The organism is Geodermatophilus sp. SYSU D00703, assembly GCF_054050155.1.
Genome location: NZ_JBJGYU010000012.1, coordinates 48172 through 64996 on the forward strand (window position 1 = coordinate 48172; position 16825 = coordinate 64996).

General features: G+C 74.7%; 17 protein-coding genes and 1 pseudogene. 12 read left to right on the forward strand and 6 right to left on the reverse strand.

Annotated elements, in window-relative coordinates; genetic code table 11:
* Positions 1–104: 104 nt before the first annotated feature.
* A complete protein-coding gene (locus ACI782_RS13570; RefSeq protein ID WP_456909988.1) occupies positions 105–2105 on the forward strand; it encodes an acetoacetate--CoA ligase in 2001 nt (666 codons plus the stop codon).
* Positions 2106–2183: 78 nt separating this feature from the next.
* Here the strand turns inward: ACI782_RS13570 and ACI782_RS13575 are convergent, their stop codons facing one another.
* Together ACI782_RS13575 and ACI782_RS13580 are read right to left on the reverse strand one after the other, a co-directional pair.
* Positions 2184–2972 (reverse strand): alpha/beta fold hydrolase, encoded by a 789-nt coding sequence (locus tag ACI782_RS13575; RefSeq protein WP_456909990.1) that lies wholly within the window; start codon positions 2970–2972, stop codon positions 2184–2186.
* A 99-nt stretch (positions 2973–3071) separates the two neighbouring features.
* Positions 3072–3533, reverse strand: coding sequence for a hypothetical protein (locus tag ACI782_RS13580; RefSeq protein WP_456909992.1), 462 nt, complete (start codon positions 3531–3533; stop codon positions 3072–3074).
* Between the two features lie 226 nt (positions 3534–3759).
* Here ACI782_RS13580 and ACI782_RS13585 point away from each other — a divergent pair, with 226 nt between their 5' ends.
* On the forward strand, positions 3760–4479 hold the full coding sequence (locus tag ACI782_RS13585; protein WP_456909994.1) for an MFS transporter: 720 nt from the start codon (positions 3760–3762) through the stop codon (positions 4477–4479).
* Positions 4445–5110 (forward strand): annotated as a pseudogene (locus ACI782_RS13590) (MGH1-like glycoside hydrolase domain-containing protein); the annotation flags it as partial. The gene ACI782_RS13585 and the pseudogene ACI782_RS13590, both read left to right, overlap by 35 nt.
* A gap of 115 nt (positions 5111–5225) precedes the next feature.
* Here ACI782_RS13590 and ACI782_RS13595 read toward each other — a convergent pair.
* Positions 5226–6929 carry a glycoside hydrolase family 13 protein gene (locus tag ACI782_RS13595; RefSeq protein ID WP_456909996.1) on the reverse strand — a complete coding sequence of 568 codons (1704 nt, stop codon included), beginning with the start codon at positions 6927–6929 and terminating at the stop codon, positions 5226–5228.
* A gap of 37 nt (positions 6930–6966) precedes the next feature.
* On the reverse strand, positions 6967–7446 hold the full coding sequence (locus ACI782_RS13600; protein WP_456909998.1) for a VOC family protein: 480 nt from the start codon (positions 7444–7446) through the stop codon (positions 6967–6969).
* A 131-nt stretch (positions 7447–7577) separates the two neighbouring features.
* Here ACI782_RS13600 and ACI782_RS13605 point away from each other — a divergent pair, with 131 nt between their 5' ends.
* The 4 genes from ACI782_RS13605 to ACI782_RS13620 all read left to right on the forward strand — a co-directional run bounded on the left by ACI782_RS13605 (position 7578) and on the right by ACI782_RS13620 (position 11259).
* Complete coding sequence (locus tag ACI782_RS13605) at positions 7578–8873, forward strand: MFS transporter (RefSeq protein ID WP_456910000.1); 1296 nt, start codon at positions 7578–7580, stop codon at positions 8871–8873.
* A gap of 91 nt (positions 8874–8964) precedes the next feature.
* Positions 8965–9342 carry an FKBP-type peptidyl-prolyl cis-trans isomerase gene (locus ACI782_RS13610; protein ID WP_456910002.1) on the forward strand — a complete coding sequence of 126 codons (378 nt, stop codon included), beginning with the start codon at positions 8965–8967 and terminating at the stop codon, positions 9340–9342.
* Between the two features lie 189 nt (positions 9343–9531).
* The gene (locus tag ACI782_RS13615) at positions 9532–10536 is read left to right on the forward strand and encodes a cation diffusion facilitator family transporter (RefSeq protein ID WP_456910004.1); all 1005 of its coding nucleotides are present in this window, start codon (positions 9532–9534) and stop codon (positions 10534–10536) included.
* 15 nt (positions 10537–10551) lie between these two features.
* Positions 10552–11259, forward strand: a complete 708-nt coding sequence (locus tag ACI782_RS13620; RefSeq protein ID WP_456910006.1) for a DsbA family oxidoreductase — start codon at positions 10552–10554, stop codon at positions 11257–11259.
* A gap of 159 nt (positions 11260–11418) precedes the next feature.
* Here ACI782_RS13620 and ACI782_RS13625 read toward each other — a convergent pair whose 3' ends face one another.
* A complete protein-coding gene (locus ACI782_RS13625) occupies positions 11419–11661 on the reverse strand; it encodes an acyl carrier protein (protein WP_456910008.1) in 243 nt (80 codons plus the stop codon).
* A 79-nt stretch (positions 11662–11740) separates the two neighbouring features.
* Entirely contained in the window at positions 11741–11971 is a 231-nt protein-coding gene (locus tag ACI782_RS13630; protein ID WP_456910010.1) for a hypothetical protein, read from the reverse strand.
* A gap of 73 nt (positions 11972–12044) precedes the next feature.
* Between ACI782_RS13630 and ACI782_RS13635 the strand changes: the two genes are divergently transcribed.
* The 5 genes from ACI782_RS13635 (at position 12045) to ACI782_RS13655 (ending at position 16819) form a co-directional block, all read left to right on the forward strand.
* Positions 12045–12401, forward strand: coding sequence for an ArsR/SmtB family transcription factor (locus ACI782_RS13635; protein ID WP_456910012.1), 357 nt, complete (start codon positions 12045–12047; stop codon positions 12399–12401).
* Positions 12398–12913: an SRPBCC family protein gene (locus ACI782_RS13640; RefSeq protein ID WP_456910014.1), complete on the forward strand. Its 516-nt coding sequence runs from the start codon at positions 12398–12400 to the stop codon at positions 12911–12913. The genes ACI782_RS13635 and ACI782_RS13640 overlap by 4 nt, the downstream gene beginning before the upstream one ends.
* Positions 12914–13160: 247 nt before the next feature.
* The gene (locus tag ACI782_RS13645; RefSeq protein WP_456910016.1) at positions 13161–14975 is read left to right on the forward strand and encodes a phosphoenolpyruvate carboxykinase (GTP); all 1815 of its coding nucleotides are present in this window, start codon (positions 13161–13163) and stop codon (positions 14973–14975) included.
* A 228-nt stretch (positions 14976–15203) separates the two neighbouring features.
* A complete protein-coding gene (locus ACI782_RS13650; RefSeq protein WP_456910018.1) occupies positions 15204–16418 on the forward strand; it encodes an MFS transporter in 1215 nt (404 codons plus the stop codon).
* Positions 16415–16819, forward strand: a complete 405-nt coding sequence (locus tag ACI782_RS13655) for a rhodanese-like domain-containing protein (protein WP_456910020.1) — start codon at positions 16415–16417, stop codon at positions 16817–16819. Before ACI782_RS13650 ends, ACI782_RS13655 begins: the two co-directional genes overlap by 4 nt.
* The last annotated feature ends 6 nt before the right edge of the window (positions 16820–16825 follow it).

A 16825-nucleotide genomic window follows, 5' to 3' on the forward strand; every position in this document is an offset into this window, starting at 1 on the left:
TCCCCTCCCGGGGAGCTGTGCGGAGCGGGTCACCCTGCCCATCTTGCTGGCCTCGCCCGATCGGCGCTGCCTCGTGGCCGCCCCGGAGTGGCAAGGTGCCCGGTGTGAGTGCTGACACGTCTGCCGAGCCCGCGGTCCTGTGGCGCCCCACCCCGGAGTCCGTGCGGACCACCCAGCTCGCGCGGTTCGCCGGCTGGGTGGCCGAGCGGCGCGGTCTCGACTTCGGCGACCCGCCCGACTACGACGCGATCTGGCGCTGGTCGGTCGAGCACCTCGACCAGTTCTGGGGCGACTTCGCCACCTGGAGCGGCGTGCTGCCCGGCGTCCCCGACGACCGGGTCCTCCCCCGGCGGGAGATGCCCGGCGCCGAGTGGTTCCCCGGCACCACGCTCAACTTCGCCGAGCAGGCGCTCCGGCCGGGCGCCGAGGGCACCGTGCCCGCCGACTCGCCCGCCCTGATCGCCGTCGCCGAGGACCGCGAGCCGGTCGAGGTCAGCTGGGCGCAGCTGCGTGCCCGGGTCGGTGCCTTCGCCGCCACCCTCCGCCGGCTCGGTGTCCGGCGCGGCGACCGCGTCGCCGGGTACCTGCCCAACGTCCCCGAGGCGGTCGTCGCCTTCCTCGGCACGGCCGCCGTCGGCGCGGTCTGGTCCTCCTGCGCCCCCGACTTCGGCACCCGCGCGGTCCTCGACCGGTTCGCCCAGATCGAGCCCGCCGTGCTGGTCGCCGTCGACGGCTACCGCTTCAACGGGAAGGAGTACGACCGCCGCGACGTCGTCCGCGAGCTGCGCGCCGCGCTGCCCAGCGTGCGGACGACGATCGCCGTCCCGCGGCTGCACCCCGACGAGCTGCCGGACGACGCCGTCGCGTGGGCCGAGGCCGTCGCCGACGAGCAGGAGCCGCGGTTCGAGCAGGTGCCCTTCGACGCCCCGCTGTGGATCGTCTACTCCTCGGGCACGACCGGCCTGCCCAAGGGCATCGTCCACGGCCACGGTGCGATCACCCTGGAGGAGCGCAAGCAGCTCGCCCTGCACGGGGACGTCCGCCCCGGCGACCGGTTCTACTGGTACGCCTCCACCGCCTGGATCATGTGGAACATCGCCGCCTCGGCGCTGCTCTGCGGCGCCACCGTCGTCGTCCACGACGGGGCTCCGGCGTACCCGTCGATCGACGCCCAGTTCGCTCTCGCGGCGCGGACCCGGCTGACCTACCTCGGCACCAGCGCCGGCTACCTCACCGCGTGCGAGAAGGCCGGCATCCGCCCCGGGGAGACCCACGACCTGTCGGCGCTGCGGTACATCGGTTCCACCGGCTCCCCGCTGCCGGCGTCGGCCTTCTCCTGGGTGTACGACGCGGTGGGATCCGACGTCTTCCTCGGCTCGCTCTCCGGTGGGACCGACGTCGCGACCGGCTTCGTCGGCAGCTCGCCGCTGCTGCCCGTCACCGCCGGCGAGCTGCAGCGTCCGATGCTCGCGGTGGCGGCCGCCTCCTGGGACGAGCAGGGCGAGCCGGTCGTCGGGGAGCTCGGCGAGCTGGTGGTCACCGAGCCGATGCCGTCGATGCCGCTGTACTTCTGGAACGACCCCGACGGCAGCCGCTACCGCGAGGCCTACTTCGAACCCTGGCCCGGCGTCTGGCGGCACGGCGACTGGATGGAGGTCACCGAGCGCGGCACCTGCGTCATCACCGGCCGCTCGGACTCCACGCTCAACCGCGGCGGCGTCCGCATGGGGACCGCCGACATCTACGCCGCCGTCGAGGCGATCCCCGAGGTCGCCGACTGCGTCGTCCTGGGCGTCGAGCAGCGCGACGGCGGCTACTGGATGCCGCTGTTCGTGAAGCTGGCCGAGGGCCGGGAGCTGACCCCCGAGCTCGAGTCCGCGATCAAGGACGCCATCCGCCGCCAGGCCAGCCCCCGGCACGTGCCCGACGAGGTCATCGCCGTCCCCGGCGTGCCGCACACGCGCACCGGCAAGCGCCTGGAGGTCCCGCTCAAACGGTTGTTCCAGGGCGTCGACCCGGCCAGGGCGCTCAACGTCGGAGCGGTCGACGACCCGGCCGCGGTCGAGCACTACGTCGCGCTGGCGCGGGAGCGCGGCGCCCGCTGACGGCCCGGCGCCCGCTGACGGCCCCCTCCCGGGCACCGCCCCGAGCGTGCGAGGGGTGGGGAGGAGGGGGTCCTTCTCCTACCCCCCACCACTCGCAGGCTCGCGGCGGGACCCTGGAGAGGGGCCGTTCCAGTCGGTCACCAGGTCGAGCAGGACGGCGGCGACGGCGTCCGGGTCGGAGACGTAGGCGAGGTGCCCGCAGTCGAGGGTGCGGTGCCGCCACCCCGGCGACTCGGCCGCCCGCTGCGCCCACCGGTCGAACCCGGCGTGCGGGAAACGGGTGCACCGCACGTAGCTGCGCGGCAGGCCCGAGACGGCGTCGCCCAGGTGGAGCGGGCGGGTGAAGTGGCCCACCGGGGTGGCCCGCAGCCGCGGTTCGGCCCACGCGACGTCGTCCGGGTCGGTGACCCCCCACAGCCGGGGCAGGATCTCCGGCCACGGCGGCGGCGCGAACCGGGGCAGCAGCCACCCGTTGCCCTCGGTGGCCACCAGATCCTCCAACGCCGACCGCCGCTCCGGAGCGACCAGGTCGAACACGCACTGGCCGTCCTCGGGCACGAAGGCGTCCAGGTAGACCACCTCGGCCACCCGCTCCGACACCCGGTCGGCGACCCCGGTGACCACCGCGCCCCCGGAGCTGCTGGCGACCAGCACGACCCGGTCGAGGTCCTCGTAGGTGAGGACGCTGACGACGTCCTCGACGTGGGTGAGCAGGTCGATGCCGTGGTCGAGCAGGTGCGCCCGCTCGCCGAGCCCGGTGAGCGTCGGTGTGACCACGTCGTGCCCGGCTCCGCGGAGCCGCGGCGTGAGCTTCCGCCAGCCCCAGCCCCCGAGCCAGGCGGGGTGCACCAGCACGAACGTCGCCATCGCCCAGGCCTCCGTCGCGGCGGGGTGCCGGCCGGCGCCGGGGCCGGCCGGTCGGCGCGTTCGGGTCGACGGTAGGCCTGGACCGGGGGATCGGGACAGTCAGGCAGCGGCCAGTCGCTCCGGCAGGGCGCGCACGACCTCGAAGCCGGGGAAGGGCGGCAGGTCGGCGTCGACGACGAGGGGAACGGCCACAGGCTGCCCCACGGTGCCGCGTGCCGCGGTGCGCGCGCGGTCGTCCGGCGGCATCGCGGCGAGGAGCCGCTCGTGGACCTCGGGGCGGACGCGGATCTCCCGCGGGGGCGCGGCTTCGGCTCGCCAGGCGATCGCAAGGATGTCGCCGAGCGGGTCGGGCGGCCCCCAGTGGAGCGGGCGCGCCGCCGACGGGTGCGGCACCGCGGGCGGCGGCGTCGGGACGGGCGCGGCCGCCGGGGCGGCGGCCGGCAGTGGGATCGGGGTGGGGTCGTGCGGCACGACGGTCGGGGCCGGCGTCTCGCGACGGCGGGCGGCGTCCCGTCGGAGGTCGTCCACGGCCGGCGCCCTGAGGAACGTGGGCCTGCGCATGACGTCTCTCCTGCTGGGGTGGTGCACTCCGTACAACGTCCGGAACGCCCCCACCATGCCGCGGGGGTGTGACGGTTTCCGCGGCTGTTCCACGTGCAACACCCGACGCCGTCGCCGCAGGGCCGAGCGGCGAGAGGGTGCCGCAGGTGCCGGTCGGAGAGCGGCGGGCAGGATGGTCCGCGCCGCCCTCGCGCCAGGGGTGGCGGACGAACGGGGGAGCTGCTCGATGGCCGGCCTGCCGCGCGCGCTCACGCCGCTGCGCTACCGGCGCTACCGCCTGCTGGCCGCCTCGCTCGGGTTCTCCCTGCTGACCAACAGCACCTTGGCGGTCGCCGTGGTGGGGCAGGTCGTCGCCCTCGGTGGCGGGCCGGCGGAGCTGTCGCTGGTCAGCGGGCTGCAGGCCGGCGGGATGCTCGCCAGCACCCTGCTCGGCGGCGCGCTCGCCGACCGGGTGCCCCAGCGGCACATCCTGCTGGCCGTCGCACTGGCCCAGACGCTGGGCACGGCCCTCGTCGCGGCGCTGTCGCTGGCCGGGGTGCTGACCCTGTGGCAGCTGGCCGCCGTCGGCCTGGCCGGTGGCCTGGCGAACGGCCTCTACTACCCGGCCTACTCCGCCCTGGTGCCGGCGCTGCTGCCCGAGGACTCCCTCCTGGCGGCGAACGGCCTGGAGGGCACGATGCGCCCGGTCCCCTTCCAGGCGGCCGGCCCGGCGGTGGCCGCCGGCGTGGTCGCCGCGACCTCGCCCGGGGTGGCCCTCGCGGTCACGCCGCCGCGGCGCTCGCGGCCGCGGTCTGCGTGGCGGTCCTGCCGGCGACGCCGGTCCGCCGGGAACCGGTCGCGGCGCCCGCGCACCCGGTGCGCGGCCTGTTCGTGGACGTGGCCGAGGGCTCCCGGTACATGGTCCGCACGCCCTGGCTGCTCGCCACTCTGGTCTTCGCCTCGCTGATGCTGCTGGTGATGCTCGGCCCGTTCGAGGTGCTCGCCCCGTTCGCCATCAAGGACCGCGCCGGCGGCGGCGGGCCGGCGACGACGACGCCCGGATCCGCGCGACCGGCGGCTTCCTCGTCACCGACGTCTTCGCCTCGGCCGTCCTCGCCGCGGCGAGCGACGCGCTGGCGCGGATTGCCCGGTCCCTGGGGGCCGGCGAGGTGGCCGAGTTCGAGGAGCACGCCGAGCGCCTCCGGGCCGGCGTCGCGGGCAGCGTCGACGCCGAGGTGGGCCTGGCACTGGACACCGATCTGCGGACCGGCGAGCCGCTGCGCGCCCAGACGGTGGCCGGGTTCGCCCCGCTGCTCTGCGGCGGGCTGGGGACGGCGGCCGAGCGCGAGATGGTGGCGCTGCTGCGGTCCGAGCGATGGACGGGGCACCCCGGCCTGCGGCACGCCGTCCTGCGGCACGCCGTCCTGCCGAGCACCAGCCCTGCGTCGCCGGACTTCCGGCCCCGCGCGTACTGGCGCGGCCCCAGCTGGCCGGTGGTCGACTGGTTCGTCGTCTGGATGCTGGAGCGGCGCGGCCGGGCCGACGTCGCCGGGCCGCTGCGTCGGGCGGTGCTGGACGAGCTGGCCGAGGGCTGCTTCGCCGAGTACCACGAGCCCCTGACCGGCGAGCCGCTCGGCAGCGCCGCTCAGTCCTGGACGGCGGCGGCCGCCCTGGACCTGCTGCTCGGCCGGCGAACGACCCGGACCCGGGCGGTCAGAGCCGCAGGACGCGGGCCTCCCACGGGCGCAGGACGGCGGGGTCGCCGCCGGGCAGGTTGCCCAGCACCAGGTCTGCGTCCACCGCATCCGGGAGCAGCTCGGCCAGCCGGTACTCGTGCCCGCTGAGGTTGCAGACGACGAGCAGCCGGTCGCCGTCGAGGCCGCGGGTGAACGCGTACACCGAGTCGTGGTCGGGCAGCAGCATGGTGAAGTCGCCGGTGGCGACCACGGGCAGCTCGTGCCGCAGTGCGATCAGCCGCTTGTGGTGGGCGAACACCGAGTGCGGGTCGGCGCGCTGGGCCTGGGCGTTCCACTCGACGTGGTCGGGGTTGACCGCGATCCACGGCGTCCCCGCGGTGAAGCCCGCGTTCGATGAGGCGTCCCACTGCACCGGCGTCCGGGCGTTGTCCCGTCCCATCCGGCGCATCGCGGCCAGCACGGTGCCGGGGTCCTCGCCGTGTGCGACCGCCTGCGCGTAGTGGTTGAGCGACTCGACGTCCCGGAAGTCGTCGAGCGAGGCGAACGGGGCGTTGGCCATCCCGATCTCCTCGCCCTGGTAGACGTACGGCGTCCCCCGGTGCAGGTGCAGCAGCGTGGCCAGGCACGTGGCCGAGTCGCGGCGGTGCTCCGGCGAGTCGTCGCCGAACCGGGAGACCGCCCGCGGCTGGTCGTGGTTGTCCCAGTAGAGGGAGTTCCAGCCGACCTCGGCCAGCCCCGCCTGCCACCGGCCGAACGAGGCCTTGAGGTCGGCCATCCGCAGCGGGCGCGGAGCGAACTTGGAGCCGTCGAAGTCCAGCCCGACGTGCTCGAACTGGAACACCATGTCCACCTCGGCGCGGGCCGGGTCGGTGAACAGCCGCGCCTGCTCGACCGTCACGCCCGGCATCTCACCGACGAGCAGCAGCCGCTCCCGGTGCCCGTCGTAGACCTCGCGGTGCATCTCCTGCAGGAACTCGTGGATCCGCGGCCCGCACAGGTACGACGCCGAGCCGTCGCCGAAGGGCACCCCCGGCAGCGGCGGGCCGTCGTGCAGGGCGCCGTCGGGGCCGACGTCCTTGCTGATCATGTTGATGACGTCCATGCGGAAGCCGTCGACCCCGCGGTCGAGCCACCACCGCATCATCGTGTACACGGCGTGCCGGACCTCCGGGTTCTCCCAGTTCAGGTCCGGCTGCTTGCGGTCGAACAGGTGCAGGTGGTACTCGCCGCTGGCCTCGTCGAGCTCCCAGGTGGAGCCGGAGAAGAAGGAGTGCCAGTTGGTCGGCTCGGCTCCCGGCTCGCCGGCGGTCATGCCCGCCCGCGGCGGCCGCCACCAGTACCAGTCGCGCTTGGGGGACGTCCGCGACGCTCTGCTCTCCACGAACCACGGGTGCTCGTCGCTGGTGTGGTTGGCCACCAGGTCCATGACCAGCTTCATCCCGCGCTCGTGCAGCGCGGCGACCAGCTCGTCGAGCTGCGCGAGCGAGCCGAACAGCGGGTCGACGCCCTGGTAGTCGCTGATGTCGTAGCCGTTGTCGGCCTGCGGTGAGGGGTAGACCGGCGAGAGCCAGACGACGTCGACGCCGAGGTCGGCGAGGTGGTCCAGCCGCTGGAGGACCCCGCCGAGGTCGCCGATCCCGTCGCCGTCGGAGTCCATGAAGGACCGGGGGTAGACCTGGTAGACGACGGCACGGGTCCACCAGGCGGGCGCGTCGGGCACCGGCCCAGCCCAGCACGACGGGCCGGACCCCGCACGGTCAGTCCTGCGGCGGAGGCTGTGACATCGGCCTGTCTCCGCGCCCGGTCCGCTCCTCACTCGTTCCTCGCTGCGATGCTCCCGGGCTGTCGTCAGGCGGCGGCGGGGTGTGGTGCACCGCCTCGACGTTGTTGCCGTCCGGGTCGCGGAAGAACGCGCCGTAGTAGCCGGGGTGGTACTCGGGCCACACGCGCGGCTCGTGCAGCAGCTCCACCCCCTCGTCGCGGGCGAGGGCGAACACCTCGTCGACCGCCGCCCGGGAGGGCGCGCGGACCGCCAGGTGCACCGGGCGGTCGCTGCCCTCGGCCACCGGGCCGAGCCACAGCCGGAGGTGCCCGTCGGGGCCGCACAGGCCGACGACCGGCCCGCCGGGGGTGTCGTAGCGCATGACCTCGCGCACCCCGGCCGGCGCGAACACCCGGGTGTAGAAGGCGGCGGCCGCGGAGACGTCCGCGACCTGGAGCGCCAGGTGGTCGATCACGTCGCGGGACCGTAGCGGCGGGGGCGGACGCGGGTCATCGCTCCCGTGCGCGCGACCGGCAAAACCGGGTGCGTTCTGTCGTACCCCTCGCCGACCATGAGCGGACCCCCGATCGGACGAGGAGGTCCGCCATGGCCGCCCTGCCGCGCGCACTGGCGCCGCTGCGGCACCGGCACTACCGGCTGCTGGCGGCGTCGATGGCGCTGTCACTGCTCGGCGCCGGGCTGTGGGCGGTCGCGGTGGTCTGGCAGGTCGTGGCGCTCGGCGGCGGCCCGGCCGCCCTCTCGCTGGTCACCGGCCTCTCCGCCGGCGGGATGCTGGCCAGCACCCTGGTCGGCGGGGTCCTCGCCGACCGGGTGCCGCAGTGGTACCTGCTCCTCGCGGTGGCGCTCGTCCAGGCCGGGGCCGTCGCCGTGGTCGCCGTCCTGTCGCTGATGGACCTGCTGACGCTGTGGCAACTGGCCGCCGCCGCCCTCGCGGTCGGGCTGGCGACGGGGCTGTACTACCCCGCCTACTCGGCCCAGCTGCCGGCCCTCGTGCCGGAGGGGGACCTGCTGGCGGCCAACGGGCTGGAGGGCGCGGTCCGGCCGCTGCTGCAGAACGCGGCCGGTCCGGCCGCCGCCGGGTTCCTGGTCGCCGCGCTTTCGCCCGGCGCGGCGCTGGCCGCGACCGCGGCGGTCTCGCTGCTCGCCGTGGCGCACGTCCTCGCCCTGCCGGTCACCCCGGTCCGGCGGGGGGACGACGCGGCCCCACCCGCCGGCGTGCTGACCGACCTGCGCGAGGGCTTCGCCTACATGGCGCGCACGCCCTGGCTGCTGGCCACGCTGCTGTTCGCCGCGGTGATGGTTCTGGTGCTCCTCGGCCCGCTCGAGGTCCTGGTCCCGTTCGCCATCCGCGACGCGGGCGGTGGGCCGGCACAGCACGCCTACGTCCTGGCCGCCTTCGGGATCGGCGGGGCGGTCGGCTCCCTCGTCGTGGCGTCGCTGCGGCTGCCCCGGCGGTACCTCACCGTGATGGTCCTGCTCTGGGGGCTGGGCTGCGTGCCGATGGCCGTCTTCGGCCTCGGCGGGAGCCTGGTGCTGATGATCGTGGCCGGTGCCCTCATCGGGGCGGCCTTCGAGGCCGGGACGGTCATCTGGGGCACCCTCCTGCAGCGCCGGGTGCCGCCGGCCCTGCTCGGCCGGGTCTCCAGCCTGGACTTCTTCGTCTCCCTCAGCCTCATGCCGCTGTCCATGGCGCTGGCCGGCCCGGTCAGCGAGCTGATCGGGTCGTCGGCGACGTTCCTGGTGGCCGGGCTCGCGCCTCCGCTCCTGGCGGTCGTGGCGATCCTCGCCGCGCGGATGCCGGCCGACGAGGTCGCCCACCCGCTCGACGTCGCGGACACCGCGCCGGCCGGGGAGCACGGCGGGGTCCTCGACCCGGTCTGACCGGGCGCCGGGGTGCGACTGCGCCGTCCGCTCGCCGCTGCTTGGATGGGACGACGGCGCCGGGACAGCCCCGGTGCGAGGAGGGAGCACCGTGGCCGAGCTGACCCGTCCGGACGTGGAGCCGCCCACCGGCCCGGCCCCCGACGACCTCGTCATCGAGGACCTCGTCGTCGGGGAGGGCGCCGAGGCCAAGGCCGGCGACCTGGTGAGCGCCCACTACGTCGGCGTCACCCACGAGGGCGGCGAGCAGTTCGACGCCTCGTGGGACCGCGGCGACCCGCTGGAGTTCCGGCTCGGCGTCGGCATGGTCATCCAGGGCTGGGACGAGGGGATCGCCGGCATGCGCGTCGGTGGCCGCCGCCGGCTCACCATCCCGGCGCACAAGGCCTACGGCGACCGTGGCGCCGGGGGCGTCATCAAGCCCGGCGCCACGCTCGTCTTCGTCGTCGACCTCGTCGGCGTGAGGTGACGCGATGACACCGCGGTCCTCCGGACCGCACCGCGGCCACGTGCCGTCTCCCAGCTGAGCCGAGCCCGTCCGGCCGCTCGTCGGGGACCCTGCGGGCCCCGCTCCTCCCGGCCACCGCGACGAACCCCACCGCGACGCGACACGGCGGGCAGCGCATGAGGCCCCCCGGCGCGGGGCACCGGTGGGTGCATGACGCAACCGGCGCCCACGCGCGAGCACGCCCTGGCGAAGGACGCCGCGGAGGGCGACGCCGGCGGTGAGTCGGCCGCCACCGTCGTCGTCGCCGGGCTGGCCAACCTGGGCATCGCGGTCGCCAAGCTCGTCGGCGGGCTGATCAGCCACTCGTCGGCGATGCTGTCGGAGGCCGCCCACTCGCTGGCCGACACCGTCACCGAGGTCCTGCTGTACGTCGCGCTCAAGCGCGGCAACCGGGCGCCGGACGCGCGCCACCCGGTCGGCTACGGCCGGGAGACCTACTTCTGGGCGCTGCTGGCCTGCCTGGCCACGTTCACCCTCGGGGCGGGCTTCTCGCTCTGGCAGGGCGTCACCACGATCGTCGAGGGCGAGGAGCAGGGCGACCCGCTCATCGCCTACGTCGTCCTCGCCGTCTCCTTCGTCCTCGAGGGCGCGTCGTGGCTCAAGGCGGTCCGCCAGGTGCGCAGCTCCGCCCGGCGGTGGGGGACGACGCCCCGCCGCTACCTCGCGGAGACCAGCGACACCACGGTCAAGGCGGTCACCTTCGAGGACAGCGCCGCACTGGTGGGGCTCGTGCTGGCCGCGCTGGGCCTGTTCCTCGAACAGGTCACCGGCAGCGCGACGTGGGACGGCGTCGCCGCGATCGCCATCGGCGTCCTGCTCCTGCTGGTCGCCGGGTCGCTGGCCCGGGCCAACGTCTCGCTGCTCATCGGCCAGTCCGTGCCACCGGCCCTGCAGGAGCAGCTGCGCCAGGAGATCGCCGGTCTGGACCAGGTCGTCGACGTCCCCTTCCTGCTCACCTCGGTCATCGGCCCGGGGCAGCTGATCGTCGCCGCCAAGGTCGACTTCGCCGACGACGCGAGCGTCGCCGACGTCGAGCGGGCCTCCGACGAGGCCGAGCGGCGGCTGGTCGCCCGGCACGAGGGGGTGCGGTACGTCTTCCTCGACCCGACGCCGGGGGACGGGCGGGCGCGGGCGGAGGTCCACCGGCCGGGATGAGGGACGCCGTCCCGGGTGTTGGGGCCGGTCGTGCGCATCGAGGTGTGGTCCGACTTCGTCTGTCCCTGGTGTTACATCGGCAAGCGCCGGCTGGAGACCGCCCTGTCGCGGTTCCCCCACGGCGACCAGGTGGAGGTGGTCTGGCGGTCGTTCCAGCTGGACCCGACGGTCCCCGAGGGGCAGACGCACCCGGCGCTGCCCGCGCTGGCCGCCAAGTACGGCCGCAGCGTCGAGGAGATGCAACAGATGCAGCGGGGGGTCGAGGAGATCGCCGCCGCCGAGGGCCTCGAGTACCACCTCGCCGAGGGCCTGAGCGGGAACACCCTGCTCGCCCACGAGCTGATCCACCTGGCCGCCGAGCACGGCCTGCAGGGCGTGGTGAAGGAGCGGCTGCTGCACGCGCACTTCGAGGAGGGGCGGTCGGTGTTCGACGTCGACTCCCTCGCCGCGCTCGCCGTCGAGGTCGGCCTGGCCGAGGCCGAGGTGCGCGCCGCGCTCGCCGACCACCGGTACCGGCCCGCGGTGCACCAGGACGTCCGGACGGCCCAGGCGCTCGGAGCGACCGGCGTCCCGTTCTTCGTCGTCGACCGGCGGTACGGCGCTGCCGGCGCCCAGCCGGCCGAGCTGCTGCTGCAGGTGATGGAGAAGGCGTGGGCGGACGCGAACCCGCTGGAGACCGTGCCGCCTGCCGACGGCTGCACCGACGACACCTGCGCGGTCTGAGGAAGGACCCCGTCGACCTCACCGTGGAAGGACCCCGTCCTCCCCGCCTTCGCCAGCTCAGGGCGGTGTCCCGGGACGGGGCCGGCGGCGAGCCCCTGGACGGGGCCGGGAACGACGACGGCCGCCTCCGCGGAGCGAGAGGCGGCCGTCGTCCCGGTGTCACTGCGTCGCGGGCCCGCCCTGCTCGGTGCCGGAGATGCTCCGCAGGAACTCGTGGCAGCGCTTGGCGCGGGCGGAGTCCTGCTCCATCACCTCGCGGAAGAAGCCGGCGATGTCCTGCAGCCCGGCGTTCTCCGCGTCGCGGACGTACTGGCCGTAGTCGTGACCGGCCTTGAGCGAGTGGTACTGCACCGAGATCAGGTCGTAGGTGACGTCCTCGAAGCCGGTCTCACCGGTGGCCATGCCAGACCTCCTCGTCTCGCGGGTCAGTGGGGACCCAGCAGTTCCCGCCCGGGGACGGGTGGAAACGGACCGCTCCGTCTCAGTCCTGCTGCGCCTCCGAGAACGCGCCGCCGGGCACGTCCCCGCCGGCGTCTTCGGCGAGCGGCCGGCCGGTGGCCGGGCCATCCCCGGCCGTCTCCTCCTCGCCGCTGACCGCGGGGTCGTCGGCGGCGGAGGCGAGGTCGTCGCCCTGGCCCTGCGCGCCGGGGTCGGCCTGGAGGGTGCGGGGGTCGTTGAGCGGGTCCGGGACGTCGGGGTCGGTGACGGTCATGCCCCGCCGGTGCCCGCCCCGGCCACGGGCCAACCCCTGGCGGGAAGCGTAACAGGTGTGTTACGCATTGACCGTGGAGGCGCTCGCCGCCCTCGCCGACCCGACCCGCCGGGAGCTGGTCGCCCTGCTCGCGCGGGGCGAGCTGGCCGCCGGCGAGCTGGCCGGCCGCTTCCCGGTGAGCCGCCCGGCGATCAGCCGGCACCTGCGGGTGCTGCGCGAGGCCGGGCTGGTCACCTGCCGGGAGGAGGGGCGGCGCCGCCTCTACGCGCTCGACCCGCGCCCGCTGCGCGAGCTCGACGCCTGGCTGGAGCCCTACCGCGACCTGTGGGCCTCCCGGCTGGACGCGCTGGACACCGAGATCGCCCGCGGCCGGCGGGCCCGAGAGAGGCGGGGGCCCTCGACACCCCCGCGGAGCGGAGACCCGACATGACCGAGCAGGACACCGCCCGCCGGGGCGTCGTCACCACCGAGCCCGACGGACGCCGGCGGCTGGTCTTCCGCCGGTCGTGGCCCGACCCGGTCGAGGACGTGTGGGCCGCGCTCACCGAGCCGGAGCGGCTGGCCCGCTGGATCGGCCGCTACGACGGCGACCGCGGCCCTGGCGCCACCGGCACGTTCACGATGACCCACGAGCAGGAGCCGGCCAGGGAGGCCGTCCGGATCCTCGAGTGCGACCCGCCTCGCCGGCTGGTCCTGGAGTGGACGATCGGCGACGAGCCCTGGCGGGTGGAGCTCGACCTGGCCACCGACGGGACGACGACCTCACTGGTCTTCACCCAGGTCTTCCGGCCCGGCTTCCCCGTCGGGGACGTCGCGGGCGGGTGGCACTGGTACCTCGACAAGCTCGACGCCGAGGTCACCGGCGGGGAGGGGCCCGGCGAGTGGGAGCCCTTCTGGGCCGAGGTGGGGCCGCTCTACGCCGACGGGGCGGCGGCCGGCTGACCCGGCCGGGCCCGCAAGGGTCCCCGGGGCGCCAGGTTGCCACCAGGGACCTTCGGCCCAACGGGTAGACGTCTTATACGTAACATCTCTCACGGTTACAGTGGACGTCCCCGCTTGTACGCTGACCGGACCCCGGCCCCCCAGCCGGCGCCCGTGGCGCCCGGCGGGCCGGATGTCAGCTGAGCAGGACCAGCAGCAACGACGCCGGCGGTTCTCCGTCCGGCGTACCCAGGAGGATGGAGACGCCGTGACTTCCGTGGCCACCCCCGGTCTCGACAACGCACCCACCACGCACCCCCAGCTGCTCGCCTGGGTGCGGGAGATGGCCGAGCTGACCACCCCCGAGCGGGTCGTGTGGGTGGACGGGAGTGACGAGGAGTACGAGCGCCTCACCCAGCAGCTCGTGGACGCCGGCACCTTCACCCGGCTGGAGAAGAAGCCCAACTCGTTCTGGGCCGCCTCCGACCCCAGCGACGTCGCGCGCGTCGAGGACCGCACCTTCATCTGCTCGGTCGACGAGGCCGACGCGGGGCCGACCAACAACTGGATGGCCCCCGACGAGATGAAGTCGATCATGACCGGGCTGTACCGCGGCTCGATGCGCGGCCGGACGATGTACGTCATCCCGTTCTGCATGGGCCCGGTCGAGGCCGAGAACCCGATGTTCGGCGTCGAGCTCACCGACTCCGAGTACGTCGTCGTCTCCATGCGGGTGATGGCCCGCATCGGCAGCCGCATCCTCGAGGCGATGGGGGACGACGCCCAGTTCGTCCCGGCCATGCACTCCCTCGGCGCCCCGCTCGAGCCGGGCCAGCAGGACGTGCCGTGGCCCTGCAGCGACACCAAGTACATCTCGCACTTCCCCGAGGAGCGGGCCATCTGGTCCTACGGCTCCGGGTACGGCGGCAACGCCCTGCTGGGCAAGAAGTGCTACTCCCTGCGGATCGCCTCGGTCATGGCCCGCGACGAGGGCTGGCTCGCCGAGCACATGCTGATCCTCAAGCTGACCAGCCCGCAGCAGAAGACCTACTACATCGCCGCCGCGTTCCCGAGCGCCTGCGGCAAGACCAACCTCGCGATGCTCGAGCCGACCATCCCGGGCTGGAAGGTCGAGACCCTGGGCGACGACATCGCCTGGATGCGGTTCGGCGAGGACGGCCGGCTCTACGCCCTCAACCCCGAGTACGGCCTGTTCGGCGTCGCGCCCGGCACCGGCTGGGACACCAACCCCAACGCCATGCGCACGATCGACAAGGGCAACTCGGTCTTCACCAACGTCGCCCTCACCGACGACGGCGACATCTGGTGGGAGGGCATGACCGACGAGCCACCGGCGCACCTCACCGACTGGAAGGGCCGGGACTGGACGCCGGAGAGCCCCGAGCCCTCCAGCCACGCCAACAGCCGGTTCTGCACCCCGATCACCCAGTGCCCGATCCTGGCGCCCGAGTACGACGACCCGAAGGGCGTGCCGATCTCGGCGATCCTGTTCGGCGGCCGCCGCAAGACCACGATCCCGCTGGTCACCGAGGCGCGGGACTGGAACCACGGCGTCTTCCTGGGCGCGACGCTCTCCTCGGAGACGACCGCCGCGGCCACCGGCGCCGTCGGCGTCGTCCGCCGCGACCCGTTCGCCATGCTGCCGTTCATCGGCTACCACGCCGGTGACTACGTCCGGCACTGGGTCGAGACCGGCAAGGCCCACGACGCCGCCAAGCTGCCGCGGATCTTCTACGTGAACTGGTTCCGCCGCGACGAGGACGGCGGCTTCCTGTGGCCGGGCTTCGGCGAGAACAGCCGGGTGCTCAAGTGGGTCGTCGAGCGGCTCGAGGGCACCGCGGCCGCCGAGGAGACCCCCATCGGCCACGTCCCGACCGCCGACTCCCTCGACGTCTCCGGGCTCGACATGACCCCGGAGCGGGTGGAGAAGGCCCTCGCCGTCGACAAGGACGAGTGGCGCGCCGAGGTCCCGCAGATCACCGAGTGGTTCCAGAAGTTCGGCGAGAAGCTCCCCAGCACGATGTGGGACGAGCTGGCCATCCTGGAGCACCGGCTCGCCTGAGGACCCCTTCCCTCGGGTCCCCGCGGAACCCGGGGCTCGCCAGGGAGGGCCCAGGGCCCCGCCAAGGTCACCGTCGACCGGGGCGGGGCCCTGTCGCGTCCGCACCCGGCGTGTCGCCCGGGGAGGACGTGCGCCACGAGGCCGGGTCGAGCCAGGTCGGATAGCGTCATCTGACGTCCCCACTCCCCGGCTCAGCGCCGAGCCGCTCGACGACAGGCATCCCTGCCCGTGCCCAATCCCTATCTGCACGTGCTCCGCACGCCGCACGCACTCCCGATGGTGCTGGCCGCGTTCATCGGACGGCTGCCGCTGTCCATGGTCGGCCTCGGGTCGGTGCTGCTGATCGCGTCGGAGAGCGGGTCCTACGGCTACGGCGGCGCGGTCGCCGCCACGGGCGCGGTCACCACCGCGATCTCCGGGCCCCTCATCGGGCGGTGGGCCGACACCCACGGCCAGCGCCGCACGCTGCTGCCGGTCCTGGCGGTCTTCGTCGCCGCCGGCTGCGTCTTCCTGCCCGCGGTCAAGGACGACTGGCCGCGCTGGATCGTGTTCGCGTCGGCCGGCATCGCCGGCGCCTGCATCCCGCCGGTCGCCTCGATGATCCGGGTGCGCTGGACGCACCTGCTGCGCGGCACCCACCGGTTGCCGACGGCGCTGGCCATGGAGTCGGTGGTCGACGAGTTCGTCTTCATCGTCGGCCCGGTGCTGGTCACCTTCCTCTCCACCACCGGGCACGCCACCTCCGGCGTCGTCACCGCCTTCGCCCTCGCGGTCATCGGCAGCCTGCTGTTCGCCGCGCAGGGCCGCACCGAGCCCCCGCCGCACGGGCACGAGGCGCGCACCGGCCCGCGGGCCATCCGGAGCCCCGGCATCCGGGTGCTGTTCGTCGTGGGCGCGGCGGTGGGCGCCATCCTCGGCACGCTGGAGATCGCGCTGGTCGCCTTCGCCGACGAGGTGGGGGCCATGTCGCTGTCCGGCGTGCTCATCGCGGCGCTGGCGGTGGGGTCCATGGCCAGCGGCATCGGCTGGGGGACGGTGCACTGGCGCTCGCCACTGCGCCTGCGCCTGGCGGTCGTGCTGGCCGTCCTCACCGTGCTCAGCGTCCCGCTGCTGCTGATCGGCAGCATCTGGCTCATGATCCCGTTCGTCGTCGTCGCCGGGATCGCCGTCTCGCCGTCGCTGATCAGCTCCTTCACCCTCGCCGAGCTGCTCGTGCCCCGGTCGGCGACCACCGAGGCGTTCACCTGGATCGGCACCGCGCTGGGGCTCGGGGTGGCGATCGGCGCCTCGGTCGCGGGCAAGGTGGTCGACGTCGCAGGGGCCAACGCCGCGTTCGCCGTCGCGACGATCGCCGCGCTCGTGGCCGCCGTCGTCGTCGCCGCCGGCCAGCGCGTCCTGCACGTGCCCGCCGAGCACGCCGCCCAGCCGGCGATGGCCCGGTGACCACCGACCGGCCGGCCGGGGCCCGCACCATCGACGAGCTGCTCGACGAGGCCCGCGGGCGCATCACCCGCGTGGCGCCGGCCGAGGCCGCCCAGCGCGTGGCGGCGGGCGCGCTGCTGGTCGACACCCGCCCGGCGTTCCAGCGGGACGCCGACGGCGAGGTGCCCGGCGCGCTGGTCGTGGAGCGCAACCACCTGGAGTGGCGCTTCGACCCGGCCAGCGACGCGAAGCTGCCCGAGGCGACCGGGTACGCCGTCGAGGTCATCGTGATGTGCAACGAGGGCTATTCCTCCAGCCTCGCCGCCGACTCACTGCGCGCTCTCGGCCTGCACCGGGCCGCCGACGTCGTGGGCGGCTACCAGGCCTGGCGGGCCGCCGGCCTGCCGACGACGCGCGACTGACCGCCG

Coding starts and splice junctions, on each gene's coding strand:
- ACI782_RS13615 (WP_456910004.1), top strand. CDS start 9,532: ATGACGCAACCGGCGCCCACGCGCGAGCACGCCCTGGCGAAGGACGCC.
- ACI782_RS13575 (WP_456909990.1), bottom strand. CDS start 2,972: ATGGCGACGTTCGTGCTGGTGCACCCCGCCTGGCTCGGGGGCTGGGGC.
- ACI782_RS13585 (WP_456909994.1), top strand. CDS start 3,760: ATGGCCGGCCTGCCGCGCGCGCTCACGCCGCTGCGCTACCGGCGCTAC.
- ACI782_RS13625 (WP_456910008.1), bottom strand. CDS start 11,661: ATGGCCACCGGTGAGACCGGCTTCGAGGACGTCACCTACGACCTGATC.
- ACI782_RS13630 (WP_456910010.1), bottom strand. CDS start 11,971: ATGACCGTCACCGACCCCGACGTCCCGGACCCGCTCAACGACCCCCGC.
- ACI782_RS13605 (WP_456910000.1), top strand. CDS start 7,578: ATGGCCGCCCTGCCGCGCGCACTGGCGCCGCTGCGGCACCGGCACTAC.
- ACI782_RS13640 (WP_456910014.1), top strand. CDS start 12,398: ATGACCGAGCAGGACACCGCCCGCCGGGGCGTCGTCACCACCGAGCCC.
- ACI782_RS13580 (WP_456909992.1), bottom strand. CDS start 3,533: ATGCGCAGGCCCACGTTCCTCAGGGCGCCGGCCGTGGACGACCTCCGA.